The 20,440-nt window shown below is 62.5% G+C and carries 16 protein-coding genes; 8 read left to right on the top strand and 8 right to left on the bottom strand.

Going from position 1 to position 20,440, the window contains the following annotated elements; genetic code table 11:
• Window positions 1-73 precede the first annotated feature (73 nt).
• A complete protein-coding gene (locus ONG87_RS17895; protein WP_122475374.1) occupies window positions 74-850 on the top strand; it encodes a ferredoxin--NADP reductase in 777 nt (258 codons plus the stop codon).
• A gap of 227 nt (window positions 851-1,077) precedes the next feature.
• Here ONG87_RS17895 and mscL read toward each other — a convergent pair whose 3' ends face one another.
• Window positions 1,078-1,530: a large-conductance mechanosensitive channel protein MscL gene (mscL, locus tag ONG87_RS17890; protein ID WP_122475373.1), complete on the bottom strand. Its 453-nt coding sequence runs from the start codon at window positions 1,528-1,530 to the stop codon at window positions 1,078-1,080.
• Between the two features lie 211 nt (window positions 1,531-1,741).
• Between mscL and radA the strand changes: the two genes are divergently transcribed.
• From radA to ONG87_RS17875, 3 genes are all read left to right on the top strand, one after another.
• Window positions 1,742-3,109, top strand: coding sequence for a DNA repair protein RadA (gene radA / locus ONG87_RS17885; protein WP_122475371.1), 1,368 nt, complete (start codon window positions 1,742-1,744; stop codon window positions 3,107-3,109).
• A 151-nt stretch (window positions 3,110-3,260) separates the two neighbouring features.
• Window positions 3,261-4,496, top strand: a complete 1,236-nt coding sequence (locus ONG87_RS17880; protein WP_264381767.1) for a M20/M25/M40 family metallo-hydrolase — start codon at window positions 3,261-3,263, stop codon at window positions 4,494-4,496.
• A 112-nt stretch (window positions 4,497-4,608) separates the two neighbouring features.
• Window positions 4,609-5,301, top strand: a complete 693-nt coding sequence (locus ONG87_RS17875; RefSeq protein ID WP_185795199.1) for an HAD-IA family hydrolase — start codon at window positions 4,609-4,611, stop codon at window positions 5,299-5,301.
• Window positions 5,302-5,352: 51 nt separating this feature from the next.
• On the opposite strand, the gene ONG87_RS17870 is transcribed toward ONG87_RS17875, so the two are convergent.
• Both ONG87_RS17870 and ONG87_RS17865 read right to left on the bottom strand, forming a co-directional pair.
• The gene (locus ONG87_RS17870; protein WP_192058522.1) at window positions 5,353-5,721 is read right to left on the bottom strand and encodes a PilZ domain-containing protein; all 369 of its coding nucleotides are present in this window, start codon (window positions 5,719-5,721) and stop codon (window positions 5,353-5,355) included.
• A 40-nt stretch (window positions 5,722-5,761) separates the two neighbouring features.
• Window positions 5,762-6,223 (bottom strand): isoprenylcysteine carboxylmethyltransferase family protein, encoded by a 462-nt coding sequence (locus tag ONG87_RS17865; RefSeq protein ID WP_192137694.1) that lies wholly within the window; start codon window positions 6,221-6,223, stop codon window positions 5,762-5,764.
• 172 nt (window positions 6,224-6,395) lie between these two features.
• On the opposite strand from ONG87_RS17865, the gene ONG87_RS17860 reads away from it, so the two are divergent.
• The 3 genes from ONG87_RS17860 (at window position 6,396) to yjiA (ending at window position 9,784) form a co-directional block, all read left to right on the top strand.
• A complete protein-coding gene (locus ONG87_RS17860; protein WP_122475362.1) occupies window positions 6,396-8,462 on the top strand; it encodes a carbon starvation CstA family protein in 2,067 nt (688 codons plus the stop codon).
• 18 nt (window positions 8,463-8,480) lie between these two features.
• Window positions 8,481-8,678: a YbdD/YjiX family protein gene (locus ONG87_RS17855; protein ID WP_122475360.1), complete on the top strand. Its 198-nt coding sequence runs from the start codon at window positions 8,481-8,483 to the stop codon at window positions 8,676-8,678.
• Between the two features lie 146 nt (window positions 8,679-8,824).
• The gene (yjiA, locus tag ONG87_RS17850) at window positions 8,825-9,784 is read left to right on the top strand and encodes a GTPase (protein WP_264381766.1); all 960 of its coding nucleotides are present in this window, start codon (window positions 8,825-8,827) and stop codon (window positions 9,782-9,784) included.
• Between the two features lie 161 nt (window positions 9,785-9,945).
• On the opposite strand, the gene glyA is transcribed toward yjiA, so the two are convergent.
• Both glyA and ONG87_RS17840 read right to left on the bottom strand, forming a co-directional pair.
• Entirely contained in the window at window positions 9,946-11,199 is a 1,254-nt protein-coding gene (gene glyA / locus ONG87_RS17845; RefSeq protein ID WP_192137697.1) for a serine hydroxymethyltransferase, read from the bottom strand.
• A 231-nt stretch (window positions 11,200-11,430) separates the two neighbouring features.
• On the bottom strand, window positions 11,431-14,772 hold the full coding sequence (locus ONG87_RS17840; protein WP_264382881.1) for a bifunctional diguanylate cyclase/phosphodiesterase: 3,342 nt from the start codon (window positions 14,770-14,772) through the stop codon (window positions 11,431-11,433).
• A 652-nt stretch (window positions 14,773-15,424) separates the two neighbouring features.
• Here ONG87_RS17840 and ettA point away from each other — a divergent pair.
• Complete coding sequence (gene ettA / locus ONG87_RS17835) at window positions 15,425-17,089, top strand: energy-dependent translational throttle protein EttA (RefSeq protein WP_122475355.1); 1,665 nt, start codon at window positions 15,425-15,427, stop codon at window positions 17,087-17,089.
• Window positions 17,090-17,173: 84 nt separating this feature from the next.
• On the opposite strand, the gene ONG87_RS17830 is transcribed toward ettA, so the two are convergent.
• The 3 genes from ONG87_RS17830 to ONG87_RS17820 form a co-directional block, all read right to left on the bottom strand.
• A complete protein-coding gene (locus ONG87_RS17830; protein ID WP_122475353.1) occupies window positions 17,174-17,671 on the bottom strand; it encodes a GreA/GreB family elongation factor in 498 nt (165 codons plus the stop codon).
• A 244-nt stretch (window positions 17,672-17,915) separates the two neighbouring features.
• Complete coding sequence (locus tag ONG87_RS17825; RefSeq protein ID WP_192058534.1) at window positions 17,916-19,769, bottom strand: DUF4105 domain-containing protein; 1,854 nt, start codon at window positions 19,767-19,769, stop codon at window positions 17,916-17,918.
• Window positions 19,770-19,838: 69 nt separating this feature from the next.
• Window positions 19,839-20,327 carry a DUF3015 domain-containing protein gene (locus tag ONG87_RS17820; protein WP_043192793.1) on the bottom strand — a complete coding sequence of 163 codons (489 nt, stop codon included), beginning with the start codon at window positions 20,325-20,327 and terminating at the stop codon, window positions 19,839-19,841.
• Window positions 20,328-20,440 lie beyond the last annotated feature (113 nt).

Genomic DNA, 20,440 nt, shown 5'->3' with positions numbered 1-20,440 from the left:
GCCACACAAACCAGCGGTGTTTATCTTCGCTGGTTTGCGGGAAAATGCCGGCACTTGAACAACGGAGCGCCTCATGACCGCCAGCGCAGAAAAATTCACTCGCCAGACCCTCATCGAGGTCCAGCCGCTGACCCCCAGCCTGTTCACCCTGCGCACAACCCGCGATGCCGGTTTCCGCTTCGTCGCCGGTCAGTTCGCTCGTCTGGGTGTGACCAAGGCCGACGGCACCGTGGTGTGGCGCGCCTATTCGATGGTGTCGTCGCCCCACGACGAGTTTCTCGAGTTCTTCTCCATCGTCGTACCGGGTGGCGAGTTCACCAGCGAATTGAGCCGGCTCCGCGCAGGGGACGAACTGCTGGTGGAAAAGATGGCCACCGGGTTCCTTACCCTGGACCGCTTCGTCGACGGTCGGGACCTGTGGATGCTGGCAACCGGCACCGGCGTGGCGCCCTTCGTTTCGATCCTGCAGGATTTTCCCGTGTGGGAGAAATTCGAACGGATCAAACTGGTGTACAGCGCCAGACAGGGCCAGGAGCTGGCCTATCGTGAGCTGATCGCCGGGCTTGAACAGCGCGACTATTTGGCCGAGTTCGCCGGCAAGCTGCAATTTATCCCGATCGTGACCCGGGAAAGGGTGCCTGGCACCTTGCACGGGCGCATTACCGACCTGATTCAAAGCGGCGAACTGGAAAGGGCCGCAGGGCTGGAACTGACCCCCGAGCATTCACGGGTGATGATCTGCGGCAACCCGCAGATGATCGACGACACCCGGCAACTGCTCAAAGGCCGCGCCATGAACCTCAGCCTCAGCCGCCGTCCCGGCCAGGTCGCGGTCGAAAACTACTGGTAGCAATCGCCCCACCACCTGACCTACCGCATCAACCATTCGCGGCCAATGACCGCTCCTGCAGCAGCTTTCATCCGTAGGAGCGGTCATCGGCCTCGAAGGCAGCACTGCGCTGTGCCTGGCTCACCGCATCAACCTTTCGCGGCCACAGACCGCTCCTACAGTGGATCAGTGCCCACCCCGGCCCACCCGTAGGAGCGGTCATCGGCCGCGAACGGCGCACCGCGGTATCAGATCTGCGGCCCGGGCGTCGGCGCAGTGGTGACCACGGTGCCCTTGCCGTTCTGCTCCTTGAGCAGGTCACGGATTTCGCCCAGCAGCAGCTCTTCCTTGGTTGGCGCAGCCGGCGCTGCAGGCTTCTTTTCTTCCTGGTGACGCAGGCGATTGATGGCCTTCACGCCCATGAAGATGGCGAACGCCACGATGATGAAGTCGATGACCGTCTGGATGAACTTGCCATAGGCCAGCACCACCGCCGGCGCATCGCCAACCGCGGCGCGCAGGGTAATGGCCAGGTCGCTGAAATCCACGCCCCCGATCAGCAACCCGAGCGGCGGCATGATCACATCGCCAACGAAGGATGAAACGATCTTGCCGAACGCTGCACCGATGATGATACCAACGGCCATGTCGACTACATTGCCTTTGACCGCAAAGGCCTTGAATTCACTTAGCACGCTCATGAGGTTATTCCTTATTACAGATGAGGTTGGTCAACGCATTCCAAATCAGCGAGATGCTTCATTTTCCATGCCTGCTGCAAGGGACCCAACTGCGCCCTAGAAGTTTTGTCAAAGTACAGACTAGACGCTTTTCAGCGCTGCAAGGGCTTGATTTGCCCACTATTCCAGCGCGCTCGATTATCATGAACGCACTTTTCGAACAGGAATTTTCATGGCCAAGGCAAAGCGCATGTACGGCTGCACCGAGTGCGGTGCCACGTTTCCCAAATGGGCAGGCCAATGCGGCGAGTGCGGTGCCTGGAACACCCTGGTGGAGACCGTCATCGAAAGCGGCGCTGCCGCACCGCCCAGTGGCCGCACCGGCTGGACAGGGCAGCAGGCCCAACTCAAGACCCTGGCCGAAGTCAGCATCGAAGAGATCCCGCGCTTCTCGACTGCATCGGCCGAGCTGGACCGCGTGCTCGGCGGCGGCCTGGTCGACGGCTCGGTGGTGCTGATCGGCGGCGACCCCGGCATCGGCAAATCCACCATTCTGCTGCAGACCCTGTGCAACATCGCCATGCGCATGCCCGCGCTGTACGTCACCGGCGAAGAATCGCAGCAACAGGTGGCCATGCGCGCGCGACGCCTGGGCCTGCCCCAGGACAAGCTCAAGGTCATGACCGAGACCTGCATCGAAACCATCATCGCCACCGCCAAGGTCGAGCAGCCCAAGGTCATGGTGATCGACTCGATCCAGACCATCTTCACCGAAAACCTGCAGTCCGCGCCCGGCGGCGTGTCGCAGGTGCGCGAAAGCGCCGCGCTGCTGGTGCGTTATGCCAAACAGAGCGGCACGGCCATCTTTCTGGTTGGCCACGTGACCAAGGAAGGCGCCCTGGCCGGCCCCCGCGTGCTCGAGCACATGGTCGATACCGTGCTGTACTTCGAAGGCGAATCCGATGGCCGCCTGCGCTTGTTGCGGGCCGTGAAGAACCGCTTCGGCGCGATCAACGAGCTGGGCGTGTTCGGCATGACCGACAAGGGCCTGAAAGAAGTCTCCAACCCGTCGGCGATCTTTCTCACTCGTGCCCAGGAAGAAGTCCCCGGCAGTGTGGTCATGGCCACGTGGGAAGGTACCCGGCCCATGCTGGTGGAAGTGCAGGCGCTGGTCGACGACAGCCACCTGTCCAACCCGCGCCGGGTCACTCTGGGCCTGGACCAGAACCGCCTGGCCATGCTGCTGGCAGTACTGCATCGGCATGGCGGCATCCCCACCCATGACCAAGACGTGTTCCTCAACGTGGTCGGCGGCGTGAAAGTGCTGGAAACCGCTTCCGACCTGGCGTTGCTCGCGGCAATCATGTCCAGCCTGCGCAACCGTCCGCTGCCGCACGACTTGCTGGTGTTCGGCGAAGTCGGCCTGTCCGGCGAGGTGCGCCCGGTTCCCAGTGGTCAGGAACGGCTCAAGGAAGCGGCCAAGCATGGCTTCAAGCGTGCCATCGTGCCCAAGGCCAATGCGCCCAAGGAAGCGCCGCCAGGCTTGCAGGTCATTGCCGTGACGCGTCTGGAACAAGCGCTGGATGCCTTGTTCGAGTAGCACGAACGCTGCAGTAGGCTAAGGTTGTTGGGTGTCAGGACTTGCCCTATCGGCGTAGACGCTCCCGCTGTTCCATTGTGGGAGCGGGTCTCTGCCCGCGAAGAGGCCAATCCTGCCTACAAAAACCACAACCGCCCGAGGCTCCCGACCTATGCCCGTTCGACCTTCACGCGTCATCGCAATCGCTGCAGCCTGCCTGTTTTCGCTGTCGACGCAGGCTGCCGAACTGCCTGCCGCCGATCTCTACAAACAGGCCCAGGCCGAACAACCCAGCTACCTGGAAACGGTCAAGGAACTGGTCTCGGTAGACACGGGCACCGGCCAGGAAAAAGGCCTGGCCACGGTCAGCGCGCTGCTGGTCAAGCGCCTCAAGGAGCTGGGTGCCACGGTCCAGACCACCCCGGCCACGCCGTCGGTGGGCGACAACATCGTCGGCACCTTCAAGGGCAGCGGCAGCAAGAACTTCCTGCTCATGGTCCACTACGACACGGTCTTCCTGCCCGGCACTGCGGCCAAGCGTCCGTTCCGCACCGACGAAGCACGCGCCTATGGCCCTGGCGTGGCCGATGCCAAGGGCGGTGTGGCGATGATCCTGCACGCGTTGAAACTGCTCAAGGCCCAAGGCTTCGACGGCTACGGCACGCTCACTGTGCTGTTCAACCCGGACGAGGAAATGGGCTCGGCCGGCTCGAAGAAAATCATCGCCGAACTGGCTGCCCAGAACGATTACGTCTTTTCCTACGAGCCGCCGAACAAGGACGCAGTGACCACTGCCACCAACGGTATCAACGGCTTGGTCCTGGAAGTCAAAGGGCGCTCGTCCCACGCCGGCTCCGCGCCCGAAGAGGGCCGCAACGCGCTCACCGAACTGGCCCACCAGTTGGTCCAGCTCAAGGACCTGGGCGATCCCGACAAGGGCACCACCGTGAACTGGACCATGGCCAAGGCAGGCGAGAAGCGCAACATCATCCCGGCCCTTGCAACAGCTGAAGCCGACATGCGCTACTCGGACATCGAGGAAACCGACCGCGTGCTTGCGCAAGGCCAGCGTCTGATCCGCAAGCAATTGATCGACGACACTCAAGTCAGCCTGCGCCTGGAGAAGGGCCGCCCACCGCTGGCCAAGAACAGTGGTTCTGAACAACTGGCCGGCGTGGCGCAGAAAGCCTATGCCGCCATCGACAAATCCATCGAGCCGATCGCCATGCGCTTCGGTACCGATGCCGGCTATGCCTACGTGCCCGGCAGCGACAAGCCAGCAGTGCTGGAAACCATGGGCGTGGTTGGGGCGGGGTTGCATGCCGACGACGAATACATCGAACTGGACAGCATCGCGCCGCGGCTGTATCTGACCTTGTCGATGATTCGCACGCTGTCGGTACCGTGATCCACTGCAGTGCGGGCGCCTGGCGCAGGCGCCCGCACTGCCATGCAAACTTGCTCAACCCCCGGCGCGCCCCGTACTCTGAGGTCCTCTCACCGACCATGGAGCGCGCCCTATGAATACTGCAGTGCCGGGCATGGGCCCCGTCAAGGCTGTCATCTTCGACATGGATGGCTTGCTGCTGAACACCGAAGGCATCTACACCGAAGTCACGCAGATGATTGCCGAGCGTTACGGCAAGGTCTTCGACTGGAGTATCAAGCAGAACACCATCGGCCTGGGTGCCACTGACCTGTCGACCTATATCGTCGAGACATTGGGCCTGCCGCTGACGCCCGCTGAATTCATCGAAGCACGCGCGCCGCTGATGGCCGAGCGCTTTCCCCACGCGCAGGCCATGGCTGGCGCCGAGGCGCTGGTGCGGCATTTGAAGGCGCACAATATTCCGATCGCCGTAGGTACCAGTTCGTCTCGCGGGCACTTTGCGATGAAAACCACCCTGCATCAGGAGTGGTTTGCGCTGTTCGACACGGTTGTCACTGCCGATGACCCAGAGGTGGGTGCGGCCAAGCCTGCGCCGGATATTTTCCTGGTCGCGGCCAGGCGTCTGGGGGTGGAGCCCAAGGATTGTCTGGTGTTCGAGGATTCGCCCTTCGGCGTCACCGCCGCCAAGGCTGCCGGCATGTTCGCCGTGGCCGTGCCGGATGCCGCCATGGCGCCAGAACGCTATCACCACGCCGACGATCGTCTGCAAAGCCTGCTGGGTTTCGATCCCGCCCAGTGGGGGCTGCCGGCTCACTTGGTGTAGTAATACTCGCCGTAGGCGCGGTCATCGGCCGCGAAGGTCTCGCCGCCGTCCTCAAACCTCCAACAAAGCCCCCAGCTCCCGCTCCAGCTCCTCGGGGTCGCCCAGGTTGAGTTCGATCAAGCGACGCAGATGGCTGATCGAATCCAGACCAATATGGGTGCACACGAAACCCAGCTGCCCATGATCGTCATGGGCCAGCTTGACCTCCATCACCACATCTTCCTGCGGCCCCAGCTTCACATCCACATTGAAGGGTTGGCTGGCATCACCCAGCCAGGGCGACGGCTTTTCGATCAACAGCCCCTTCAATGACAGATCGAGCAGCTTCACCGGCCAGCGCTCGGTGCCTTGGCGCAGTTCGGTCTTGGCATCGAAGGCGATGCGCTTGAAGCGCCGGCGTTCGGTATGGGTTTGCGTCATGATCGGGTTCTCCAGTTTTGCTGGACTATAGCGCAGTGACTCAAAGCCAGCGGCGAACCCGTCGACAATACTGGCGATAAGTCTCGCCAAACAGCCCTTCCAGCTGGATTTCGTCAGGCCTGATCACCAGCCAGTTCATCAGGTACAACAACACCGGCAGCAACAGCCACGGCCACAGGCTGCCCATCAGCAACGACAGCGCGACATAGGCAAGGGTGTCACCCAGATTGATCGGGTTGCGCGACAGCGCGAACGGCCCGTCGCGCAGCAATCGGTGGGGGGCGTCGAAATTGCTGGTTGCCGTGTGTTGGCGCTTGAAACGCAGCATGGCCCAGAAGGAGAGGCTCTGGCCGAGGATGATCAAGGCCGCCGCCGTGGCGGCGGTCCAGCTGTTGACCGGCAACGCAATGGGCAGCGCATAGCTCAGGGCCATGGCCACCGCGATGAACGCCAGATACAGCAACGGTGGCGGCAGGACGGCTTGGGCAGGTGGCTTGGGCATGGGTCAACTCGTTTTGGACACCTTAAGTGCGACCCACACCGGCTGCAGGTGTTCCGATTCGTCCCTGCCTCACGCGCCGCACCGCTCTAGACCAACGTGGGGATGGCCATCGAGCAAAAAATCGCTAGACTCGATAAGGCTGACACTCATCCACTGAGCTGGAAACAATAATATGAAGAATAATAGCAGTGCGTTCCGCCACGTTCCGTGGCTGATCGTGGCGATCATTGGTGCCTGTGCCCTGGGCGTCGTTGCACTTCGCCGCGGTGAAGCAATCAATGCGTTATGGATCGTCGTCGCGGCAGTGGCCATCTACCTGGTCGCCTACCGCTACTACAGCCTGTTCATCGCCAACCACGTCATGCAGCTGGACTCGCGCCGGGCCACGCCCGCGGTGCTCAACAACGACGGTCTGGACTACGTACCGACCAACAAGCACATTCTCTTCGGCCACCACTTCGCAGCCATTGCCGGTGCTGGCCCTCTGGTCGGGCCGGTGCTGGCCGCGCAGATGGGCTATCTGCCTGGCACGCTGTGGCTGATCGCAGGCGTGGTCCTGGCCGGCGCCGTGCAGGATTTCATGGTGCTGTTCCTGTCCACCCGCCGCAACGGCCGCTCGCTGGGCGACATGGTGCGCGAGGAAATGGGCCGCATCCCCGGCACCATCGCCCTCTTCGGTTGCTTCCTGATCATGATCATCATCCTCGCGGTGCTGGCGCTGATCGTGGTCAAGGCACTTGCCGAAAGCCCGTGGGGCATCTTCACGGTCATGGCCACTATCCCGATCGCCATGTTCATGGGCGTGTACATGCGCTACATCCGCCCGGGCCGCATCGGTGAAATCTCCATCATCGGCGTGTTTCTGCTGTTGCTCTCGATCTGGCTGGGGGGCCAGGTGGCGGCCGACCCGGTCTGGGCCAAGGCCTTCACCTTCTCCGGCATTCAGATCACCTGGATGCTGGTGGGCTATGGCTTCGTCGCAGCCGTGCTGCCCGTGTGGCTGATCCTGGCACCCCGCGACTACCTGTCCACCTTCCTCAAGATCGGTACCATCATCGCCCTGGCCATCGGTATTCTGGTGACCATGCCGGAACTGAAGATGCCTGCGCTGACCCAGTTCACCGACGGCACCGGCCCGGTATGGAAGGGCGGTCTGTTCCCGTTCCTGTTCATCACCATCGCCTGCGGCGCGGTGTCCGGTTTCCATGCGCTGATTTCCTCGGGCACCACGCCCAAGCTGCTGGACAACGAAACCAACGCCCGCTACATCGGCTACGGTGCCATGTTGATGGAATCGTTCGTGGCGATCATGGCCATGGTTGCCGCTTCGGTCATCGAACCGGGCGTTTACTTCGCCATGAACAGCCCGGCCGCAGTGGTCGGTACCGATGTGGTCGCAGTGGCAACGGCGGTCAGCAGCTGGGGCTTTGCCATTACCCCGGAAGCGCTGCAGGCGGTGGCCCATGACATCGGCGAAACCACCATCCTGGCGCGTGCCGGCGGTGCACCGACCCTGGCCGTGGGTATCGCGCAGATCCTGCACTCGGTGCTGCCGGGTGAAAACACCATGGCTTTCTGGTACCACTTCGCAATCCTGTTCGAGGCGTTGTTCATCCTGACCGCCGTGGACGCCGGTACCCGTGCCGGACGCTTCATGCTGCAAGACCTGCTCGGCTCGTTCGTCCCGGCGCTCAAACGCACCGAGTCGTGGACCGCCAACGTCATCGCCACCGCCGGTTGCGTGACACTCTGGGGCTGGTTGCTGTATCAGGGCGTGATCGATCCGCTGGGTGGTATCAATACCCTGTGGCCGCTGTTCGGCATCTCCAACCAGATGCTGGCCGGTATTGCCCTGATGCTCGCCACCGTCGTGCTGATCAAGATGAAGCGTCAGCGCTATATCTGGGTCACCATGCTGCCGGCCGTGTGGCTGCTGATCTGCACCACCACTGCAGGCTTCATCAAGCTGTTCGACGCCAACCCCGCAGTTGGCTTCCTGGCGCTGGCCAAGAAGTACAGCGACGCGTTGGCCCAGGGCCAGGTCATTGCACCGGCCAAGAGCGTCGAGCAGATGCAGCACGTAATCTTCAATGCCTACACCAACGCAACCTTGACCGTACTGTTCCTGCTGGTGGTCTTCAGCATCCTGTTCTTCGCCTTGAAGGTCGGCGTCGCCGCCTGGGGCAAGAAGGAACGTACCGACAAGGAAGCACCGTTCCAGCCGTTCCCCAATGCGTGATGATCGAGGGCTGCCGCCATGTTCAATGACTTGAGCAAGTTGGGAAAATACCTGGGCCAGGCGGCACGTCTGATGGTGGGCATGCCGGACTACGACAACTATGTCGAACACATGCAGACCAAGCACCCGGACAAGCCGATGATGGATTACCAGGCGTTCTTCCGCGAACGCCAGGAGGCCAGGTACGGCGGCAAGGGTGGGCCCAAGTGTTGTTGAGGCATGCCATCTCGTAGAGATGTGTCGTGAGTGACGGCCCTTTCGCGGCCAATGGCCGCTCCTACAAGTGATCGATTATCCCTGTAGGAGCGGCCAGTGGCCGCGAAGAGGCCATTTGCATTTAAATGATTCCGGAGCCAACAAACTTGTCCGAAGCCGCACCCCCGATTCCCGTCACCATCCTCAGCGGCTTTCTCGGCGCCGGCAAGACCACCTTGCTGCGCCATATGCTCAAGGCCGAACATGGCTTGAAGATCGCCGTGATCGAGAACGAATTCAGCGACGCCGGCATCGACACCCAGCTGCTGGGCGACGAGCCGGTGCAAATCATGACGCTGGCCAACGGCTGCGTCTGCTGCACCATCCACACCGACCTGACCAAGGCGCTGTACCTGTTGCTCGAACGCCTGGACAGTGGCGAGATCGCCTTCGATCGACTGGTCATCGAGTGCACTGGCCTGGCCGACCCAGCGCCCGTCGCGCAGACCTTTTTCATCAATGAAGAGCTGCGCGAGCGCTACATCCTGGATGGCATTCTGACCTTGGTCGACGCTGCCCATGCCGGCATTCATCTGGCCCAGACCATCGCCCAGGCGCAGGTCGGGTTCGCCGATCGCCTGTTGATCAGCAAGACCGATCTGGTGCCAGCAACGGTGCTGGAAGAACTGAGCGAGCGCCTGACCCGCATCAACCGTCGGGCCCCGATCCGAGTGGTCGAACATGGGCGTATCGACCTGGCAGAACTGCTCGATGTGCGGGGTTTCAATCTCAATGCAGGCCTGGCGTTGCGCCCGGTCAACCAGGGTCCCAGCGTCGACCGTATTGCCAGCCTGGTGCTGCGCACCGACAAGCCGCTGGACATCGATCGGCTCAGTACCTTCATGAATGAACTGCTGGAAGAGCACGGCAAGCAACTGCTGCGCTACAAGGGCGTTTTGAATATCGCTGGGGAAGATCGACGCCTGGTGTTCCAGGGCGTGCTGAAACTCTACGGCTTCGACTGGGACACCGAATGGGCCGAGGGGGAGGTACGCGAAAGCGTGATGGTGTTCATCGCCGATGATCTACCCGAAGCCAAGATCCGCGCCGGATTCGAAACCCTCTAAAGCCTGTGCCGGCCTTATCGCGGGCAGAGCCCGCTCCCACAGGGATCTCCAGCACGACAACGATCCCTGTGGGGGCGGGCTCTGCCCACGATGGGGCCGCCCCTGATACATAAAAAAGCCCGACTCAATGAGCCGGGCTTTTTCATATCAAGGCACAGCTATCAGTCGGCATACACCGGCAGCTTCGCGCAGATGGCCTTGACCTTTTCGCGCACGGCATCGATCACCGCGTCGTTGTTCAGGTCGGCCAGAATGTCGCAGATCCAGCCGGCCAGCTCCTGGCACTCGGCTTCCTTGAAACCGCGAGTGGTCACTGCAGGCGTACCGAAGCGCAGGCCCGAGGTGACGAACGGAGAACGTGGGTCATTCGGCACCGAGTTCTTGTTGACGGTGATGAATGCCTTGCCCAGCGCGGCATCGGCGTCTTTGCCGGAAATGTCCTGCTTGATCAGCGACAGCAGGAACAGATGGTTCTCGGTACCACCGGACACCACGTCGAAACCACGGTCGATGAACACCTTGGCCATTGCCTTGGCGTTCTTCACGACCTGTTGCTGGTAGGTCTTGAATTCAGGCTGCAGCGCTTCCTTGAAACACACGGCCTTGGCAGCGATGACGTGCTCCAGCGGGCCGCCCTGGGCGCCCGGGAAGACCGCCGAGTTGAGCTTCTTCTCGATCTCGGCGTTGGCACGCGCCAGGATCAAACCGCCACGCGGACCGCGCAGGGTCTTGTGGGTGGTGGTGGTGACCACGTCGGCGAACGGCACCGGGTTCGGGTACACGCCAGCGGCGACCAGGCCTGCCACGTGGGCCATATCGACGAACAGATAGGCACCGACCTTGTCGGCGATCTCACGGAAGCGTGGGAAGTCGAGGATCTGCGAGTAGGCGGAGAAACCGGCCACGATCATCTTCGGCTTGTGCTCGACGGCCAGGCGCTCGACTTCATCGTAGTCGATCAGGCCTTGGGCATCGATACCGTACTGGACGGCGTTGTACAGCTTGCCCGACGAAGAAACGCTGGCGCCGTGGGTCAGGTGACCGCCGTGGGCCAGGCTCATGCCCAGGATGGTGTCGCCTGCCTGCAGCAGAGCCAGGTACACCGCGCTGTTGGCCTGAGAGCCGGCATGCGGCTGGACGTTGGCGTAGTCGGCGCCGAACAGTTCCTTGGCGCGATCGATGGCCAGCTGCTCGACCACGTCGACGTACTCGCAGCCACCGTAGTAACGCTTGCCCGGATAGCCTTCGGCGTACTTGTTGGTCAGCACCGAGCCCTGGGCTTCCATGACAGCGGGGCTGGTGTAGTTTTCCGAGGCGATCAGCTCGATGTGCTCTTCCTGACGCAGGGCTTCTTGCTCCATGGCGGCAAAGAGATCGGCATCGTACTTGGCGAGTGTCTGGCTACGGCTGAACATGGCGGTCCTCAAGGATCGGGATGTTGGGAAAGGCGAGCATTCTACCCCATAGGCTTTTATCTGGCATATGAAAGGCAGTCACTGCGTGAACAAGCGGGCCTCATGTCCACCGGCACCCCGGCACCCCGGCACCCCGTAGGAGCGGTCATTGGCCGCGAAAGCCACGCCGCGGTTCCACTGATCTACCGCAGGGCGCCCTTCGCGGCCACTGACCGCTCCCACAAGCGAGGGTCACTGAAACAGGAACAGCGCGTCGTTACTGAACTGCGACTCGAAGCGATGAGCCTGCATCGGCCGGCCGAACAGGTAGCCCTGAACCTCGTCGCAGCCATGCTCGCGCAGAAACTCCAGCTGCTCGTGGGTCTCCACGCCTTCGGCGATCACCGACAGATTGAGGCTGTGCGCCATGGCAATGATGGCCCGGGCGATCTGCGCATCCTGTTCGCCGGAGGGCAGACCGTCGACGAAGGTGCGGTCGATCTTCAGCACGTCGATGGGGAATTGCTTGAGGTAGTTGAGCGACGAGTAGCCAGTACCGAAATCGTCGATGGCGATGCTCAGGCCGAGGTTCTTCAAGATATCGAGGATCACCATGGCCTCGTTGACCTCGCGCATCAGGATGCTCTCGGTCAGTTCGAGCTCCAGGCACGCCGGTGGCAGGCCGATACGTTCCAGCATTCGGGCAATCCGATTGCCCAGCTGGCCGTCGGCGAACTGCCGCGCGGAGATGTTCACCGACACCTTGGGCACCCGCACCTTGGCCAGATGCCAGGCCTTGAGCTGACGACACGCCTCGGCCAGCACCCAATCGCCCACGTCCACCACCAGGCCGAGCTCCTCGAGCACCGGAATGAACTCGCCAGGCGGCACCAGGCCGCGCCGTGGATGGTTCCAGCGCAACAGCGCCTCGGCACCGGTCAGACGCTTGCCGTCGCCGCTGAACTGCGGCTGGTAGTACAGCACGAATTCTTCTTGCTCCAGGGCATGGCGCAAGTCGCTTTCCAGCTCCAGACGTTCCAGCGCCGTAGCGTTCATGTCGGCCTGATAGAACTGGAAATTGTTCTTGCCGCGCTCCTTGGCGTGGTACATCGCGGTGTCGGCGTTCTTCATCAATTGGCTGAGCTCGCCGCCATCCTGGGGGCTCAAGGCAATGCCCACGCTCGCCGTGACGAAGAACTCGCGGCCTTCGAGCACGAACGGTTTGACCAGGCTGCCGAGAATCTGCTCCGCCACATGGATGGCCTGGTTCAAGGCCAGCTCACGGGTCGCGCGGGGTTGCAGCAGCAGGGTGAATTCGTCGCCGCCCATGCGCGCCACGGTGTCATCGTCGTCGACGCAACCCAGCAGGCGCGTGGCCATGTCCTTGAGCATGCGGTCGCCGGCGGCGTGGCCGAGCGAATCGTTGATCGGCTTGAAGCGGTCAAGGTCGAGGAACATCAGCACCACCCACGACTGCTGGCGTTCGGCCTGCTGCAGGGCGTTGTACAGGCGGTCCTGAAACAGCGTGCGGTTGGGCAGGTGGGTCAGGGCATCGTAGTAGGCCAGGCGATGAATACGCTGTTCGCTGGCCTTGCGCTCGCTGATGTCGCTGAAGAAGCACACGTAGCTGGCCAGATCGCCTTCGTCATCGAGTACCGCGGTGATGCCGACCCAGGCCGGGTAGTGCTCGCCATTGCGCCGCTTGAGCCAGACTTCGCCTTCCCAGGTGCCGCGCAGTTGCAGTTGCTTGAGCACATAGCGCAGGTGGGCTTCCTGCTGGTCATCCACGGTCAGCATGTTGGGCAGTTGGTCCAGCACCTGGGCCACGGCATAACCACTGACGCGGCTGAAGGCTTCGTTGGCCTGGACGATATAGCCCGCCGGGTCGGTGATGAGAATCGCCGACGTCGAATGTTCGAACACCGTGGCAGCCATGCGCAGGTCCTTCTCCGCTCGGCGCTGCTGGCTGACGTCGCGCCCTACGCCCAGCATGCCTTCCAGAGCCCCGTGGGTGTCCCAGATCAACACCAGGCGCAGCTCGATGGGAATCTTGCGGCCATCGTTGCGCATGCAGTCGAACATGAAGACCTGGGTCTTGAGGTCGCTGCGCAGCGCGGCCAGCTCGGCCGGCACATGCAACGCCCGACGGACCTGCGTCAGCAGCGCATTGATCCCCGTCATCTGTGCGGGATTGGCCAGCATGCCCTGCCAACCGTGCTCCAGCACCCAGTCTGCCTCGTAGCCCAGCACGCTCTGTACCGAAGGGCTGACGTAGTTCAGTTCCAAACGGTTGTTGGTCGAGAAGATCACGTCGCTGATGCTCTCGGCGAGCATGCGGTGGCGCTTTTCGCTCTGGCGCAGCGATTCGCTCGCCGTCCTGTGGCTGGTGATGTCGGTGATGCTGAGAATGACCGCACGGTAGTCCTCCGGGCGCTCGGGAAAGCGCACGGTCAGCCACAGGTACTGGTCCTGGCCCTGCTGGTTGACCAGGCGGATTTCCTGTTCCAATTGCTGTTGGCGCTCCAGCAGCGCAGCGATCAGACGGTGGCCGATGCCGGTGGCCGAGCCGCCTTCGATGAGCTTGCGCCACGCCTGTTCGCCAGTGTCCACCTGCAGCACCCGCAAGGCAACCTGGTTCACTTCGGTGATGCGCAGTGCCTGCAGCAGGTCGAGGCGCTTGGTTGGGTTGTCCTGCAGCCACTGTGCAGAGTCGGTGTGCCCGTTGAGCCCGACCCGCTCGAAGAACGCCAGGACGCCCGACAGGTCGAGCACGCACAGCGCCACTCCGGCGCCTTCGAAGATGTCCTGATAGCGGCGACGCTCTTCGTTGAGCTCGCGCTGGCGGCGGCGCATGCCCAGCAGCGCGAGCAATGGTATCAATGACACCAGAAGGCCCAACAGGCATTTGCCTACCAAGGGCGGCAAGAGCGCCAGACGCGCCTGCCTGGCATCGAACAGGCTGCGCAATTGCCAGTCGCTATGGCTCAGCGGGGTCACCAGCACACTCTGCGCAAGCTCGGTGGCGCTCAGTTCCGAGGCAGTGAGCGGGGCTGGGCCGGCGCGGCCGATGATGTGCTTGTTCGCGTGATTTTCCAGGACCCAGCTGGGGTTCTCCTCGCGCTCGACCTGGTGGATGAGGCGGCTGATGACGGTCGGGCTCATGCGCAGCAGCCAATAGCCGTTGGTGTTTTCGCCAGGCTGGCGGATCAGCAGATAGACCAGGTCTGCGGCTGTGTTGTTGGTGTAGTAGTGGCTATCGCCATCCAGGCGACCTGTCAGCAGGGCAATGAACGGCGCGTCAGTGGCGTCCGGCAGGGTGTCGGCGATGACTCGGGCATCGCCGCTGAGCCAGGCCAGGCTTTGCAGTTCCGGCACCGAGCGGCGGACGCGAGTGAGCGTTTCGGCCCGTTCCCGCGCGCTGGGGAAGGGCTGAGTCGTGAGCAACTGGTTCAGCGCGATCTGCGCATTGAGTGCCATGTTCAGGTTGACGTGATCGGCCAGGTCCGCGCTGTAGTCGATGCTGTGCTGGCGCTGGTCGGCCTGGGTGCGCTGGAACTGGTCGAGCAGCTGCCAGAACAACAGCATCAGCAACATCAAAACCACGAATGCCAGCGCGCCTTTCAACGAACCGTGCAGCGGCGTACCTGACCCTTGGACAGGCGGGCGCAAGGAGGACGGCTGATTGAAATTGGTCAAACTGAAATCCTGCGATATGACAGTCGGGGGCAGGCATAGGCGCGCGCCCCACCAGAGGGCACGTGAATCATGCGTGTTACACCTCGCACTATAAGCGCTAGCGCCCAAGGCCGGCTAGCGCAGCGTAAAACCACCGTGCTGCGCCTGACACGCCGCACCCACCGCCGACGTGGCTCGCGCCGCTGCTACAGCGCTCGTGTCGCTTCCGGACGTTCGTTCACACCGCGATCCGCCTGGCGCACCGCGTTTACCGCCGACGCGGCTCGCGCCGCTGCTACAGCGCTCGTGTCGCTTCCGGACGTTCGTTCACACCGCGATCCGCCTGGCGCACCGCGTTTACCGCCGACGCGGCTCGCGCCGCTGCTACAGGCGCCGCAATCCCGTAGCAGCGGTGCAAGCCGCGTCGGGCCCACCGCGATCCGCCTGGCACACCGCGTCACCGGGCGCGCCCTGGTTTGCCCTGACTCCCGCATTCCGGTAGCTTTGAACACCTTGCGGGGGCCCAAGCTTCCATCCTCTATCTCGCACCTTCTTTATCCAGGTTCATTCCATGGCTCAATACGTCTACACCATGCATCGGCTGAGCAAAGTCGTTCCGCCGAAGCGGGAAATCCTCAAGAACATTTCGCTGTCCTTTTTCCCCGGCGCCAAGATCGGCGTGCTCGGCCTGAACGGCTCGGGCAAATCCACCTTGCTGAAGATCATGGCTGGTGTCGACAAGGAATTCGACGGCGAAGCCCGCCCGATGCCCGAGCTCAACGTTGGCTACCTGCCTCAGGAACCACAGCTCGACCCGACCAAGACCGTGCGCGAAGTGGTCGAGGAAGCGGTCAGCGTGATCAAGGACGCCCAGGCCCGCCTGGACGAGGTCTACGCCGCCTATGCCGAACCGGACGCCGACTTCGACAAGCTGGCCGCCGAACAGGCCAAGCTCGAGTCCATCCTCCAGGCCAGCGACGGCCACAACCTGGAACGGCAACTGGAGGTCGCTGCCGACGCTCTGCGCCTGCCGGCCTGGGATGCCAAGATCGAGCACCTGTCTGGTGGTGAGAAACGCCGCGTGGCCCTGTGCCGCCTGCTGCTCTCGGCCCCCGACATGCTGCTGCTCGACGAACCGACCAACCACCTGGATGCCGATTCCGTCGCCTGGCTGGAGCACTTCCTGCACGACTTCCCTGGCACCGTGGTCGCCATCACCCACGACCGTTACTTCCTCGACAACGTCGCCGGCTGGATCCTGGAGCTCGACCGCGGCGCCGGCATTCCGTACGAAGGCAACTACTCGGGCTGGCTCGAAGCCAAATCCGATCGCCTGGCTGCCGAATCCAAACAACAGTCGGCTCACGAAAAAGCCATGAAAGAAGAACTGGAGTGGGTGCGCAAAGGCGCCAAGGCCCGTCAGTCGAAATCCAAGGCGCGCCTGCAGCGTTTCGAAGAAATGCAGTCGCAGGAATTCCAGAAGCGTTCGGAAACCAACGAGATCTACATCCCGGCCGGTCCGCGCCTGGGTGACAAGGTCATCGAATTCAAGAACGTCACCAAGGGCTACGGCGACCGCGTGCTGATCGACAACCTGTCGTTCGCCATGCCCAAAGGCGCCATCGTCGGCGTGATTGGCGGTAACGGTGCCGGTAAATCCACCCTGTTCCGCATGCTCATGGGCAAGGAACAGCCGGATTCGGGCAGCATCGAAGTGGGCGAAACCGTGCAGCTGGCGTGCGTGGATCAAAGCCGCGACGACCTGGACGGCAGCAAGACCGTGTTCCAGCAGGTCTCCGACGGTTCGGACAATATCCGCATCGGCAACTACGAAATTCCGTCACGCACCTACGTAGGCCGCTTCAACTTCAAGGGCGGCGACCAGCAGAAGTTCGTCAAGGACCTCTCTGGTGGTGAACGCGGTCGCCTGCACCTGGCGCTGACGCTGAAGGAGGGCGGTAACGTCCTGCTGCTCGACGAACCGTCCAACGACCTCGACGTGGAAACCCTGCGTTCGCTCGAAGAAGCCCTGCTCGACTTCCCCGGCGCGGCCATCGTGATCTCTCACGATCGCTGGTTCCTCGACCGCGTGGCCACGCACATCTTGGCCTACGAGGACGACTCCCAGGCCGTGTTCTTCGAAGGCAACTACACCGAGTACGAAGCCGATCGCAAGAAACGCCTGGGTGAAGCGGCTGCCCAGCCGCACCGGGTTCGCCACAAGAAGCTGGCGTGAATGAAAAATGGGGCCCTCTTTGCAGGGCCCCATTTTTTTGCTTGGTGAATGGATATCGGCTGGCCAACAGAGCCGGCGTATCACTCAGGGGCCTGTCTGGATGCCCGTGACTTCCACGGTCAGGTCACCCGCAGGCCGACGCCATACGCGTTCTTCACCAACTTCCGCGCCCAGCAGTGCGCGACCCAGCGGCGACGCCCAGTTGATCAAACCAACGCCTGCGTCCGCCTGGTCTTCGCCGACCAGACACACGCGCTGCTCGGCGCCCTGGTCATCGGCAAAGGTCACCCAGCTGCCGATCTGCACCTTGGCGGTGGACGTGACCGGTGCCACCACTTGGGCATGTTGCAGGCGGTGCTGGTAGTAGCGCATGTCCCGGCTCAGGTCGGCCACACGCTGACGGTCGGCGCGCTCACCCATTGCCATCTGCTCGGCCTGCAGTATCTGCACTTCAGCGACCCGCGCCTGCAACTGGGCCAGGCCACTGGCGGTCACGTAGTTGGGCTGCGTACTGATCAGTCGCTCCACGGGTTGGCTCGCCTGTTCGGCGGCCTGGTCTTCATTCACGAATGCGCGGCTCATGGTCTTCCTCCCTTGAGGGGCGGTACAACTCGCCCAGCTTGCTGTAGGGGAGCCGAGATGTGCCAACCGAGAGGCTGTACGAGGATCGCGGTCAAGCCCTACTCCTACAAGAACGGATGCTTGTAGAAGATTGGGCCGCAAAACCGCATCAGAGTTGCATAAGCCGTCTCCAACCGGCTCAGCTGAATCGAGCGGGGCTGCAGCCCGCGAGATCGGTGAAGGTTGCAGCTGCGTTCATCACCTTTCAGTAGTGGTACCACTTCACCTCGAGCATGACCTCGTTGCGCGGCGAGCTCAAATGGCTGAACTCGCGCTGAGCGCTCAGGCGCAGGCCCAGGTTGCGAGAAATTTCCCACTGCTGATTCAGACTCAGGCTGCGGCGCACTTCGCCATTGGTGAAGTAGTCACCCTTGCCCTCCAGGCTGAAATTGCCCAAGTCGTTCTTCCACAGCACACCGCTGTTGAAACCCGCCGCCGGCGTGACGAACTGGGCAAAGTCGTTGTTGTGTTCCACCCGTGCCGTGCCAAGGGCAAAGCCCAGCAGGTGCTCGCCAAGCTGCCACGTACCGCCGGCACCGCCGTTCACATGGGACACCAGGTTTTCGTCGCCATGCTTGCCCAGCACCCGTTCCAGGCCGCCGGTGACCTGCCAGGAGAGGGGTTGCAACAGCTCGTTGCGCGGCGTCAGCGAACGGATCGTTGCCAGGTCAAGCTGCTGCAATTGCCAGTCATTGCCCTCGTACTGGCGCACTTTCAAGCCCAGGATCTCGATCTGCGCGCCCAGCGGAAAGCCCTCGGCGTTGTCGTTGAGGTCGTGATACGCCATGCGCAGCCCGTACTCGGCGAACGCGGTATCACCGCGGGTACCCACACCCGCGCTCCAGGTGCGTGACTGATGGCCATCCTCGGGCAAGCCCGGCCGGGCGATGTCCAGCGGGGGCGGGGGGTTGCGGTTGATCGCGCGCAGCAACTGGAAACTGCGCTGGGTCCTCGCCGGATCGCGCTCCTGGCCGGTGGCCCGATAGCGCTCGAGACGAAACGCGGCATCCTGGATCAGCGCCTGACGCTCCCTGCCCAGCGCCTGAAAACCTTCACTGTCGATCTGCGCAGTGTCGGCGGCGATCCGCTGTACCCATTGCTGCTCGCTGCTGTCCAGCGGCTTGGCGCGTTCGAGCAGCTCGCGCTCGCGAGATGCGCGATAGTCGATCTTCTCGACCAGCCCGGCAGCCTTCACCGCCTTCACCGTGTCGGTGGGAATGGCGGTCAGGGGGAATTGTGAGGTCAGGTCCAGGCCAGGCCTGGCCACCTGAAGCAGTTCGAGCAGACGATACGAGCAGTTTTCATCGAAGAAGAAATAGTCGAACTGCACCTGCTTGAGTTCCCACACATGCTCGACCATGCGCCCGGTTTCTTCCGGCGTGAGGTTGAGCCGGTATTCCCACAGGTCGCGGTTTTCCAGGCTGCGGTATTCGGAAAGCTTTTCCTGGTAGGGCACCAGGGCGAACAAGCCAGGATAGCCGCCGGCCAGGCCCTTCCAGGCGTAGAGAATGCTGTTGTCACCGCCTTCGACATAGGCGCCGAAGTTGATCGCATAGCTGAGCAGCGCAGTGTTGTTGCTTTGCACATCGGCCTGATCGATGCGCAGCAGGGTATGCCCGAACATCGACGAGGGGCTGTTCAGGTACGCCGCCGGGAATATCAGCACGGCGCTGTGGGGGGCCACGTCCGAGAACCACTTGCGGAACTCGGCGCAGTCCACGGTCGGCAGGTCGCTCAGGCCAAGCTGCTCGCGCAACCAGCGGGTACGCGCTGGGAACACGCACTGTGCATGGCGATCGCCCGTGCCTGCGGGTGCATAGATGGCCTTCAACGTGGCCTGCAGCTCGGCATCCGGATGGTGCGCGCCATCATCGGCCAGGAAGAATTTGCGGTCATCGACATAGCTGCGCCAGCCGCCGAGCTTGCCACGCTCGTAATGGCCGACGGAAATCCAGTACGGATCGTTGGCCAACTGTTGCAGACGCTGAGCGTCGAGGTGCGGAGCGGCATGCAGCGGGGCGCACACACAGAGCGCCAGGAAGGCAAGGCGTTTGAGCATTGTCGGCAACTAGTTCGGCGAAATCGGAAAGGGGGGATGCCCGCTCCGAAAGGAGCGGGCGGGTCGAGCTTAAGCCTGGGTGGCGTATTTGGCCAGACGTGGATCGTTTTTCAGGACCGCGATGGTGTTGCTGTGTACGTCTTCAGCGGTGCTGTCGGCGCTGCTGAAGATCTGCTGGAAGTGCTCGTGGGTAACCGACTGGAAGTAGGCACGATCTTCGGGAGCGACGCCCAGAACCACGGCATAGGTGGTCAGTGCTTCGCCTTGGCCCTTGGCCATGTCTTCGGACAGCTCGTCCATCATGCCATTCATGGCAATCCAGGATTTACCGCCATAGGTCAGTGCAGCGTTGGTGGAGCAGCCGTTGGTGCCCGAGGTCATGCCGAAGGTGGCGTTGCCCGAAGTGCCGTTGGTGGTGGAAGCCAGGAAGTGCGCCGGAGTGCCGCGCTGGCCTTCGAACAACATGTTGCCCCAACCGCAATCCGGACCGCCTGGCGCTTGCGCCATGGCATTGATCGAGACGGCGGCGAACAGAGTACCCAGCAGAATCCGTTTCATAGCGTTGTTCTCTTTTTTGATGTGCTTACCGAGGGTCTAAGTGCCTGGGGATCCAGGACGGGCCGGTTATTTGGCCAGCCGCGTAACTTGGAGTTTAGGCAAGCGTTGCAGTT

The organism is Pseudomonas sp. MM227 (assembly GCF_947090715.1).
GTDB classification, from domain to species: Bacteria; Pseudomonadota; Gammaproteobacteria; order Pseudomonadales; family Pseudomonadaceae; genus Aquipseudomonas; species Aquipseudomonas baltica.
The sequence above is the reverse complement of the archived record's forward strand: the minus strand, read 5'-3'. Positions and strand labels throughout refer to the sequence as shown.

Excerpts from the sequence above, each read along its gene's own strand:
- mscL (WP_122475373.1), bottom strand. The coding sequence starts at position 1,530 with ATGAGCGTGCTAAGTGAATTCAAGGCCTTTGCGGTCAAAGGCAATGTA.
- ONG87_RS17825 (WP_192058534.1), bottom strand. The coding sequence starts at position 19,769 with ATGCTCAAACGCCTTGCCTTCCTGGCGCTCTGTGTGTGCGCCCCGCTG.
- ONG87_RS17865 (WP_192137694.1), bottom strand. The coding sequence starts at position 6,223 with ATGCCCAAGCCACCTGCCCAAGCCGTCCTGCCGCCACCGTTGCTGTAT.
- glyA (WP_192137697.1), bottom strand. The coding sequence starts at position 11,199 with ATGTTCAGCCGTAGCCAGACACTCGCCAAGTACGATGCCGATCTCTTT.
- ONG87_RS17830 (WP_122475353.1), bottom strand. The coding sequence starts at position 17,671 with ATGAGCCGCGCATTCGTGAATGAAGACCAGGCCGCCGAACAGGCGAGC.
- ONG87_RS17870 (WP_192058522.1), bottom strand. The coding sequence starts at position 5,721 with ATGACGCAAACCCATACCGAACGCCGGCGCTTCAAGCGCATCGCCTTC.
- ONG87_RS17820 (WP_043192793.1), bottom strand. The coding sequence starts at position 20,327 with ATGAAACGGATTCTGCTGGGTACTCTGTTCGCCGCCGTCTCGATCAAT.
- ONG87_RS17860 (WP_122475362.1), top strand. The coding sequence starts at position 6,396 with ATGAAGAATAATAGCAGTGCGTTCCGCCACGTTCCGTGGCTGATCGTG.
- ONG87_RS17875 (WP_185795199.1), top strand. The coding sequence starts at position 4,609 with ATGAATACTGCAGTGCCGGGCATGGGCCCCGTCAAGGCTGTCATCTTC.
- ettA (WP_122475355.1), top strand. The coding sequence starts at position 15,425 with ATGGCTCAATACGTCTACACCATGCATCGGCTGAGCAAAGTCGTTCCG.
- radA (WP_122475371.1), top strand. The coding sequence starts at position 1,742 with ATGGCCAAGGCAAAGCGCATGTACGGCTGCACCGAGTGCGGTGCCACG.
- ONG87_RS17880 (WP_264381767.1), top strand. The coding sequence starts at position 3,261 with ATGCCCGTTCGACCTTCACGCGTCATCGCAATCGCTGCAGCCTGCCTG.
- ONG87_RS17855 (WP_122475360.1), top strand. The coding sequence starts at position 8,481 with ATGTTCAATGACTTGAGCAAGTTGGGAAAATACCTGGGCCAGGCGGCA.
- ONG87_RS17895 (WP_122475374.1), top strand. The coding sequence starts at position 74 with ATGACCGCCAGCGCAGAAAAATTCACTCGCCAGACCCTCATCGAGGTC.
- ONG87_RS17840 (WP_264382881.1), bottom strand. The coding sequence starts at position 14,772 with ATGTTGCTGATGCTGTTGTTCTGGCAGCTGCTCGACCAGTTCCAGCGC.